Annotated in this window: 1 pseudogene; it reads left to right on the top strand. The window is 77.1% G+C overall.

Features of this window, described 5'->3' with window-relative positions:
- Positions 1–297, top strand: a pseudogene (locus J5F18_RS13865) (UDP-N-acetylmuramate:L-alanyl-gamma-D-glutamyl-meso-diaminopimelate ligase); the annotation flags it as partial.

Raw genomic sequence — 297 nt, 5'->3', positions numbered from 1 at the left:
CCGGCGCTGGATCGCGTGCTGGCCATGGGGGCCTGGACGCCGGTGGTGCGCTTCGGCAGCGCGACCGGGAGCCCCTGGCGTTTGGAGCTCGAGCGCGAGGACGCCTCGCGCTTCCGGGTGATCCACCAGGAGGACGAGGCGGGCGTCGACGAGGATGCCGTGGTGGACTGGCCGCTGACCGGCGGCTACAACGCCCGTAACGCCCTGGCGGCCCTGGCCGCCGCCCACTGCTGCGGCGTCGACCTGGCCCGCGCCGCGGCGGCGCTGGCCCGCTTCGAGACCCCGCGGCGCCGCCAG

The sequence above is a fragment of the Halomonas sp. BM-2019 genome, from assembly GCF_017584085.1.
Note: the sequence above shows the minus strand (reverse complement) of the source record. Positions and strands in the feature narration are given on the sequence as shown.